This is a genomic window from Chryseobacterium urinae, assembly GCF_030518295.1.
In the GTDB taxonomy this organism is placed as follows: domain Bacteria; phylum Bacteroidota; class Bacteroidia; order Flavobacteriales; family Weeksellaceae; genus Chryseobacterium; species Chryseobacterium mucoviscidosis.
This window is the reverse complement of the sequence record NZ_JAULSJ010000027.1, coordinates 47,363-57,133: the sequence shown is the minus strand read 5'-3', so window position 1 is coordinate 57,133 and position 9,771 is coordinate 47,363. Positions and strand designations below refer to the sequence as shown.

Annotated in this window: 9 protein-coding genes; 6 read left to right on the top strand and 3 right to left on the bottom strand. The window is 34.0% G+C overall.

All coding sequences use genetic code 11. The annotated features are described in order from the left end of the window. Positions 1-223: 223 nt before the first annotated feature. On the bottom strand, positions 224-778 hold the full coding sequence (locus QWT87_RS15935) for an REP-associated tyrosine transposase (protein ID WP_302717130.1): 555 nt from the start codon (positions 776-778) through the stop codon (positions 224-226). Between the two features lie 646 nt (positions 779-1,424). Beyond that, positions 1,425-1,910 carry a hypothetical protein gene (locus QWT87_RS15930; RefSeq protein ID WP_302717131.1) on the bottom strand — a complete coding sequence of 162 codons (486 nt, stop codon included), beginning with the start codon at positions 1,908-1,910 and terminating at the stop codon, positions 1,425-1,427. A gap of 248 nt (positions 1,911-2,158) precedes the next feature. Between QWT87_RS15930 and QWT87_RS15925 the strand changes: the two genes are divergently transcribed. Both QWT87_RS15925 and QWT87_RS15920 read left to right on the top strand, forming a co-directional pair. Next, entirely contained in the window at positions 2,159-2,392 is a 234-nt protein-coding gene (locus QWT87_RS15925) for a hypothetical protein (RefSeq protein ID WP_076392864.1), read from the top strand. Positions 2,393-2,607: 215 nt separating this feature from the next. After that, the gene (locus tag QWT87_RS15920) at positions 2,608-3,669 is read left to right on the top strand and encodes a hypothetical protein (protein WP_302717128.1); all 1,062 of its coding nucleotides are present in this window, start codon (positions 2,608-2,610) and stop codon (positions 3,667-3,669) included. Positions 3,670-4,084: 415 nt separating this feature from the next. Here the strand turns inward: QWT87_RS15920 and QWT87_RS15915 are convergent, their stop codons facing one another. Beyond that, complete coding sequence (locus tag QWT87_RS15915; RefSeq protein WP_302717127.1) at positions 4,085-5,113, bottom strand: LacI family DNA-binding transcriptional regulator; 1,029 nt, start codon at positions 5,111-5,113, stop codon at positions 4,085-4,087. Between the two features lie 338 nt (positions 5,114-5,451). On the opposite strand from QWT87_RS15915, the gene QWT87_RS15910 reads away from it, so the two are divergent. From QWT87_RS15910 to QWT87_RS15895, 4 genes are all read left to right on the top strand, one after another. Next, positions 5,452-6,438 carry a hypothetical protein gene (locus QWT87_RS15910; RefSeq protein ID WP_302717125.1) on the top strand — a complete coding sequence of 329 codons (987 nt, stop codon included), beginning with the start codon at positions 5,452-5,454 and terminating at the stop codon, positions 6,436-6,438. An 11-nt stretch (positions 6,439-6,449) separates the two neighbouring features. Beyond that, entirely contained in the window at positions 6,450-7,163 is a 714-nt protein-coding gene (locus tag QWT87_RS15905) for a DUF434 domain-containing protein (protein WP_302717123.1), read from the top strand. A 123-nt stretch (positions 7,164-7,286) separates the two neighbouring features. Beyond that, positions 7,287-7,952, top strand: coding sequence for a hypothetical protein (locus tag QWT87_RS15900; RefSeq protein WP_302717121.1), 666 nt, complete (start codon positions 7,287-7,289; stop codon positions 7,950-7,952). Positions 7,953-8,396: 444 nt separating this feature from the next. Continuing rightward, positions 8,397-9,761 (top strand): SDR family NAD(P)-dependent oxidoreductase, encoded by a 1,365-nt coding sequence (locus QWT87_RS15895; RefSeq protein ID WP_302717120.1) that lies wholly within the window; start codon positions 8,397-8,399, stop codon positions 9,759-9,761. Positions 9,762-9,771 lie beyond the last annotated feature (10 nt).

Genomic DNA, 9,771 nt, shown 5'->3' with positions numbered 1-9,771 from the left:
TATTACTTCGATAGCGCGTTTTTGCAATCCGTGATTTTTTATCAAGTCACGGATTGCAAATCCGCGACATCTGGGTGTTATCCACGATATTGTTTTTTTGTTATTTTAAAAATTTTAATCCAAACAATAATTTCATTAAAAATAATTAAATAAAGAATATCAACAAATTTTATTCATACCCAATGTCGCGGATTTGCAATCCGTGACTACAACTCGCAACAATTCACCCCATAAAAATCACAAGAACATCCAAAGGATTATCGAAGTCTGCATAATTCCGTGCACTACTGAAATAATAATGCTCAGGTTCTGTCACTATTTTCTGTTTCACAGGATTTTGGTGAATGTAGTTTATTTTTTCTTTAATCCATTTGTTAGAAAAAACTTCCTCGGCATGATATCCATCTTGCCAAACTTTGAATTTTTGTTCCCGAGATAAATGTTCGCAGGATTTTTTAAAATAATCCAGCATCCATTCTTTTCTGCTTTCAGTTTCAGACTGTATAGTTTCAATGATTTTTTTTGAAGTAAATTTTTTAAAATCACGCATGATTTCCGATAACGTATATTTCCCATCAGCTCTGCAAAATAAATGAAGATGGTTTGACATTAAGCAGTAGGCAAAAATAGAGAGTCCTTTTTGAGCCTGACAATATTTTAAAGATTCTATAATTACCATTTTTTGTGATAATCTGGTAAATACATCAACCCATCCGACAGTAGTAATTGTGATAAAGTAAGCCTGATCAATATCTAAAGCTTTGTATTTTGTAGACATTTGTGTTTTTGTTTAAATTTACAAAATATTTTTTTCGATAGCGCAGATTCGATAGTGTGGATTTGTAATTTAATAGCGGGGGTTTGATAGCATGGATTTGATATCGCGGATTTGTAATCCGTGCTTAAAACATAGATAGTGTAGGTCACGGATTACAAATCCGCGACATCGTTCACGTTCCAAAACTCAAATTTGCCGTTCCTAGCCCCACCGGATACGTAAGATATACATCCCGACACGTCCCACGAAAGTACCGACACATTCTTCAAAGGTTTCGATACGTTACCCAACCTATCCCGACACGTTCCTAAAACATCCGTTGGCGTTGCAGATATCTTCAGCGAGGTAATGTAAGTCTTAGAATAGATCATGCAAATTATCCGGACGGGTAAAAGATCGATCTGGATAGATAAAAGACCCCTCCGAATCTTTCGTGAAGGTATCTAAGAGGGTAGATGATGTCGGCAGACCATTCAATGACGTATCGAGGTGATTAAATGACCGCTCTGAATCTTTACTGAACGTATGCAGAACAGTAAGTAACGCCTTGACATCATTAAAAAGCGTGTCGGAACAGGTAAAAGATTAAGGCAAAGCATAAAAATACCCTCCTTAGAATTGGGAGGGGTAATCTGTGTGTTACTGTTTACTTTTTCTCTTCGGATGGAGCTGTAGAAGTTGAATTTTTCACGAAGAACTGTTTCAGATCTTTATACTTGTCTTCAAATCCCGGTGCTGAGGTTCCCGCTTTGTAGGTGGAGTACGAATAATCCACCAAAGCCGACTGATAATTGTCGTAATCATGCAGCGTTTTGGAATTTTTAAGTCTCGTAATAATACTTTCAAGCCTGCTGATCATCATTTCCATATTGTTTCGGGAGGTATGATCTCTGTTGAATTCGTCCCAGTCGACTTCGGGAGAACTCAGGTTGGGCTGACTGCTGTTGTAGTCGTAAACTTTGTTCACAAAGAGCTTGTTTTGCTCGTTGATGCTTCCGTAACGTTTACGGTCTTCAGCGGAAAGATTAAAATTAATTTCAGCAAGCGCTGTTTCCAATGCCGTGATGGCATCCTGTGCCGCAGTGATCTTTGCACTGCTCAAATGGGTGGAGTTCAAATTTGTTAATCCCATCATTTTTGATTTTAAAGGTTAATACTGTTTATATAAAATCGTGTGTTTTTTTAATGAAAACGAATGTAGTAAAAATTTTTATTCAGACACTAAATTTGTTTTTAATAATTATTTGAAAAGTCTTTCTGCTTCTGGAGGGAGCATTTTCTTTTCGTTCATAATCTTTAAAATTTCGATTTTATATAAAACACTTGTAAGTGATTTAAAAATTTTATACCTTAGTAATCAGCAAATTAAAAATATTCATTATGAAAAATCTAAAAAAATTAAAAAGAAGCCAGCTCGTACTTATCAGCGGCGGTGACGTTGCTTACGCAGTCTGCGACCTGGATGGAAACTGTCCACCCACTGTAGGATCTTATTACTGTAACGATGGTATATGCTACAGAGTAACCGGCGGCGGTGGAGGTGGCGGCGGATGGTGTAATGAACCTATTCGTCTTTGCCAAGAATGGGAAACAGGTTGCGGATGTGTTTACTAGCAAATCTTTGGTAAAAGTAAAGCGGTTTTTTCAACCGCTTTTTTTTTATAATATTAATCAAAAGATGAGGTGTACATTTATCCCTACAAGTTTAGAATACATATAGCGTTTTGTAAACCATCATTTACTATTTATTAAACAACTTATCAAAAACCCATTTCTACATATATTTCTGAAAATTTTATTTACTTTTGCCCCCAATAAAATTAATTACCATGATAACACGAAAACTATTTGTATCATTATTAATAACTTTTGGTCTTAGTCTTAATGCACAGATGAAGTTGAATGAGAGTAAGTACAATAAATTTATTAAAGGAGAAAAATATTCTGAAGCATTAGCCTACCTAAAAGAAAAAGGCGGTGTAAACAATTCTAATTATTGGTTTACCAAAGATGCACAACAATTAGCTACATTCTGCTTTGATCCTAATTTTGATGATAATAAGTACGATATTATTATTAACTATGTAAATAATTGTTTCAAAGGTATGGATAATCAGGAAAGAGGTTCTTATGATGTTGCCAATTGCTATCTGATAAAAACAAATTATTATTTGTGGAAAAATGATTATCAGAATGCAGCATTAGCTTACAAAGAATCTTTGGAAAGACTGGATAAGTTTAAGAAAGAAAATGATATTAATCCTGAGTACATTAAAATGGTAAAGAGTGTTATCGACAGGTATTATTTCAATCAGATAGAAACTCATAAAATGGAACAGATTATACGAAATTTTGATGTGAGTTCTTTAAATTTTTCTGAAGAGCAGGCATTTAAAGCAAGGCAGGAAATTAAAAAAATACTGACTGAGTATGACAAGCCCCGTAAAGTTCATTTTATTGATTATGAGAATAATTCTACCATTAATAAAGGTTTATCTGATTATTATTTTACGATGGGAGATTTTTTTAACAATTATTTTAAAGTTGATTTTTTCTATAACATGCCTAAGAAAGTTAAAAATCAATATTTTTCTACGATCAATGTAAATTATCTTTTGGATGACGAAAAATTTAAAACCAAAGAAGAAGAAACACAACAGACAGAGCAGAGAAAGGCAGCACTAATTAAAAAATATGGAAAAACTTTCGGAGAAGCTGTTTTCAACAGTAAAATTATTATTGGCATGACAAAAGCTATGCTGGAAGAAGGATTTAATAAGCCAAGAAGCATAGATGTTTCTGAGTATAGCGAGTATTGGACGTGGTCTGATGTGATGATAAGTATTGATAAAAAGACGCAAAAAGTAACTCATATAACGGATTTGAGATAAACTAAGAAGACTGTTCCAAAAGGACAGTCTTTTTTGTAATCTATTTTGAGATAGATGACAAAGAAGATGTGATCAATTAAAATACTGAAGGTCTCAGAGATACTAAGCAGCTCTTTACGATTTAAGGATAAAATAATTTAGTTATTAAAAATATAAAATCAATTTTTAGAAAAAATTACTCGCTTAATCTTTCTGAAATATAACAAAGGTTTTCCTCTTTGGGATTTTCTTTTTCAAATTTAATATTGAGAGTATTTTCGAGTTGGCTGATTATAGTTTTAGAATCATTCATATTTTTCAATTAAATAAGAGCTGTTTTTATGCAATATAAAGCATTTCCATCATATTGAAAATCACTTGGTAAATGTTTTCTGATGAAAATGAACAGGAGAATATTTCAAAAAAGATAAAAAATTTACTTCCTCTTCGAAGACTTTCGGATATGAAGTTGAGGAGCCAGTACCACTTTTTTCTCTATGGAAACACCGAAGCTGTTTTCTTTTACACTTTCGATAAAAACCTGTCCTGCCATTTTCCCCATCGTTACCGGAGTCTGGTCTACAGAACTCATCGGAAGCTCCATAAACTGGGTAAAAGGTTCATTGGAAAAACCGATCACGGCAACTTCCTGAGGAATTCTGATGCTTCTTTTCTTAAGTTCCTGACAGGCTCCCAAAGCAGCAAAATCACTGGACGAAAAAATAGCATCGGGAACAGATTTTCTTTCCCATAACTTTTTAATAGCATCGATTCCGGCGTCAATAGAACTTCCTGTAGAAATAATATTTTCCTCTTTTACAGAAAAATGATGATCGATGAGTGCCTGTTTATAGCCATTAAGACGGTTACGGTAAATCTCAAGATTCAGATCTCCCGAAAAATGACAGATGTTTTTGTAACCTTCATTGATGAGGTGTTCCGTAGCAATATAACCACCCCGGTAATCATCAATCGTAACCGTACTTATTCCCGGAATATCCTTTTTACGGTCGAAAAATATGATCGGCGTATTTGATGTATCTAAAATGTTCTGGATATGTTCCGTTTCAACAGTTGTTCTGGAAACTGACATGAAAATACCGTCAACCTGCGCATTAAGAAGCGTATTCAGATGCTTCTTTTCAATGATCACATCTTCATGGCTCTGGCAGATGATCACATGATAACCAAAAGGAGAAAGCTCCTCTTCAATGCCGCGTATAACAGAAGAAAAAAAGTTGGTATTGATATACGGAACGATAATTCCTACATTCTTCGTTTCACCGCTTTTCAAGGCTTTGGCAAGATTGTTCTGCTTATAGTTCATTTCTTTGGCAGTTTTTCTTACCAGTTCCTTCGTTGCCTCACTTATTCTCGGATGATCGTTCAATGCTCTGGAAACCGTTGCCACACTTACATTTAGCTTTTTCGAAATATCGTATATCGTGGCACTTTTTTTATTCATAAAAACTTTTTTCAGGATGATGATGTACTTCAAAAGGAAATACGTTATTGAGGTAAATTTAATCAAATTATGGAGATTAAAAAGCAATTGAAATGATATTATAACAGAGAACTGTTATTATAAAAAAAAAGGTATGCTTAAATTGCTGATTTTATTTGCATTAAAAAGCAGTGCGCTTAAGTTGAAAAGAGTAGATTTGCATAAAATAAAACGTATTTCCGCTATTGTTAGATTTAGTTTTCTTAAGATTTTTCTGTAACAACAGTAAGTATAAATAATTTCAGTTTTGTATTGTTAATTGAGATAGTTTTGTAATTTGTAAAAATATTTTTATAACCATGAATTTGCAGAGGAAAATATCATATACTGTTCTCATTTTACTATTCTTTTCCGGAAGTCTTTTCTCTCAGAATGCACTTTCTGAATTTAAAGATAAAATAGATTTTTACTTGCTGGATAATTTCGTTAGGATGACTGATAATGACACGGTTTTTGTCAGTAATTTATATGATTATTCTGGTGACGGTTCCCATGAATTTTATTTTTATAATAGTAAAACAAGGCAAAAAATATTTCCTTACGGATTTGAAATGGCTTATCCTTTTGTTGGAAAAACGGCTGTTGTAAAGTATAAAAACCGATGGGGATTGATTGATCGAAGTGGTAGATTTATTTTTTACTCTTTATCTTCCTATCCGATTAAATTAACTTCTTACGAAAAATATGCAGTATTCGATAATGTCGTTAAATATGATGTGAGAAATGGAATTTTCCGGGAATCTTCTATTTACTGCGGAGAGCCCGCAACGCCCGATTATTTTATATCGAAAAGCCCAAACGGGAAATATAATTTAATTGAGATGGACAAAGGACCGGTTTTTAAAACAGAAATGGATTCTATTATTTCGCAGCACCGTTTAATTTATAAAGAAAATACAGACTTACTGATTTTAAAAAAGAAAAATAAATATGGTCTTTATCTGCCAGACGGAACTGAGATTCTTAAAATAAAATTTGAAAACGCAAAATTTATAGGGAATTACGTTATGCTATACGAAAACAGTAAGTGGAATTATTATACCTATGAAAATAATAAACTCAATTTAATTCTTTCAACACCATTTGAGTGTGTTACTCCAGCTTATCAAAATAATGTTATTGGCGCATTTAAAAAAGACAACAAATACAATCTGCTAAAAACGGACGGCGAAACTTTGCCTGAAAATTTTGATTATATAAGCGAAAATGCAACTTACGGCATAAAAGAAAATAGCTTAATTATTTTCGATTCCAATGCAAATTATTATACTTACGCTGAAAAATAATTCATTTGGGCATGAGCAACAGAAATCGGGGAAAAAATACAGGAGATGATACCTTATTCGGTTCCGCAAAACAGCTTGAGAAAATGAAATTGGCAGTTCAGGATATGCAGTATTTATTAAGCCGGAATTATGCTGAAAAAGCTTCGTCGGAACTGGTGGGAAATCATTACCGCCTCAAAACAAGACAGATTCAGGCAGTTCGTGGAGCTTCCACTTCAGAAACTCAGCTTCAGAACAGAAAATCTAAACAACTCGAAATTTCTGAATTGAAAACCAAAACAATATATCTTGATGGCTTCAATGTCCTGATTTTACTGGAAAGCCTTCTTTCCGGAGCTTATATTTTCGAAGGAACGGATGGCTGTTTCCGAGATCTTTCCGGTGTTTTCGGAACATACAAAAGAGTAAATCAGACGCAGAAGGCCATTGAACTCGTTGCTTCTTTTTTGCATAAATCTCATGCAGAAAAGCTGATCTGGATTTTCGATAAACCAGTGTCAAACAGCGGAAGAATTAAACAGATGATCATGGATTTTGCCATTGAAAATAACCTCAACTGGAACGTTGAACTGGAATTTAATCCCGATAAATTTTTAGCAGAAAATGCCGAAATCCTCGTCACTTCTGATGCATGGATTCTGGATCACTGCAAAAGCTGGTTCAATCTCATCGGATATTTAATTCAGGAAGAAAACCTATCGGCTAATGTTATCAAAATGTGTTGATTTAAACACAAACTCCATATATAAAACACAAATTGCACAAATAAAAACACTAAAAAACACAAATAATTTATTGTGATATTTGTGAAAAACATTAGCGTTATTCGTGTTTTAAAAATAAAAACCATGCAATTATTTCAAAAATATACATCATTATTTTCTGTGGAATGGAAAGAAAAATATCACGCCATTCTAGCCGAAGAACATCTTGAAAATTTAGAAGAAAATATTAAGAGATTTAAAGATCAAAATTTAGATTGGGATCTGCCGTATTTTAATGAAGAAATTAAAATCGACCGTGATGAAAGTTTTAAATTATTAATCTCTGTTTTAGAATCTGAAAATTCAGATCAAAACAAAGCAAAACAATTGGAAGAAATTCCTTTCGAACATTGGCTGAATATTTTAGGACAACGCCTCACTTCGGCAAGTCTTCGTGATGAAAACGCCGTTCCGCCTTTAAAAAGTTTACTGATCGAAGCCTGCGAAAAGCCTTTTAACAGCGAAATTACCATTGCGCAGAGAGCTTGGGAAAAACACGTCGGTCGGCTGAATGACGATTTCTGGGGCGAAGTAAAAGGAAATAATCAGCAGAAACAGCAAAAAGTGATGGAGAAAATCAATTACATTCTCGACCACACTACATGGTGGAATGTTTTCTTTCATTATAAACACGAACTGGTTTTTGAGGTCAGGGAAAAAGAAGGTCACGGAATCCGCTGGAGCCACGGCGGAAAAAATTTGATCGGCTTTCTGGAGTTTTTTATTAATGACGAAAATTCTTTACAATAAGTTTTTGAATCATTTAATAGGTCATTAAGCTTTAGGAGTATTAAAATCTTAATATAAACTTTAAAATCAGAATGATTTAATCTTAATTAATTAAAAAACTCAGTTCATGATAAGAAATGAGTTTAAATAATTGATTTATAGTGTTGTATTAATTTATCGCAAAGAAAAACAAAAGATTTTTTTACTTATTGAAAATTGGTAAGCTAAGCAAAGACACTTCGTTTACCTAAAAAATACAAAAATGGTATTACTTTGATAAGTTTTACGCCTTTGTATATCTTAAAAGCGGAATTCTTGATAATTGAATCTCTTTGTTTACCCTTGCGTTTAAGAAGACTTATCCCGAACTCAGGTTAAAAAAACTTAATGATTTAAAAATTTTTATCTCTACGTAAAAACATTGCGCATTACGCAGATAATTTTGTAAGCGTAAAATAAAAAGCAATGGATTTTTCTAACCAAAACTTTACGCAAAACGAATGGGAATCATGTCTCAAGGTATTAAAAGCCCTGAAAGATGAGCCATTTCTTAATCCGGACAACCAAACTTTTTCCGGGTTGATCACAAAAATTCATAAGAACGCCAAAAAACAAAACCGTCTGGAAAGTTATTCTCAGATGAAAACGCACGATCTTGAAATTAATTCAGATTCGGTACTGATGAAAAAAGCTTTGGCGGGAGTTTCTGCTTTTTATGATGATGAAAAAAACGATACCCAACTCACCAGATTACAGATTCCCAAAAACTGCTACTGCTGTAACCAGAGTTATCAGTACGCCCATTCCTTTTACACCAGATTATGCCCGAAATGTGCGGATGAAAATTACGAAAAACGTTTTCTTTCGGCAGATTTAGCGGGACGGAATGTCATCTTAACCGGAGGACGTGTAAAGGTAGGTTTCGCAACGGCTTTAAAGCTCCTGAGAAATGGTGCCAATTTGGTTTTGACGACCCGTTTTCCGGCTTTGGCACTGGAAACTTTGCAGCAGGAAGCAGATTATGAAGAATGGAAAGACAGACTTTGGGTGTATGGTCTCGATCTGAGAAATTTGAAGGCAATTCAGGAATTTATAGACTTTTATCAGTCGAAATTTCAAACGCTCGATATTCTCATCAATAATGCGGCACAGACGATTAAATATCCCGATCAGTATTACCTTCCGATCATCAGACGTGAAAACGAAATGCTCGTTGAGTTTAAAAACAATCAGCAATTGATTCCGAACGCAACCCCCATTTCCGCAGAGGTCGGAAAACTGGAATATGCGGAAAATGAAGAAACAAATGTCGCTTTAACGCGTTTCGGACAACCGGTGGATAATCGTGATAAAACAAGCTGGAACTCCACACTGGAAGAAATTTCGATGTATGAATTGGTTGAGGTGAATTTAATCAATCACATTGCGCCGTATTTCCTGATCAAAGAATTAAAACCTTTAATGAAGGCTTCTTCTTTCAAAGAAAAATTCATCGTTAATGTAACATCTTCAGAAGGTATTTTCAGTTATAACAACAAAACGATGTTTCATCCGCATACCAATATGACGAAAGCAGCTTTGAATATGATGACGCTTACTTCCGCTAAAGAATTTGAAAAAGATCAGATTTATATGGCGGCAGTGGATGTAGGATGGATTTCTACAGGTGCGAAGGAAAGTTTACGAAAGAAACAGTTTGAGCAGGGATACATTCCGCCATTGGATTCTGTAGACGGAGCCGCGAGAATTATGCATCCTATTGTGGAAGGAATTAACGGAAATTATTTCAGCGGAGTTTTATTGAAAAATTATAAAATTAATGAATGGTAAAATATAGAAA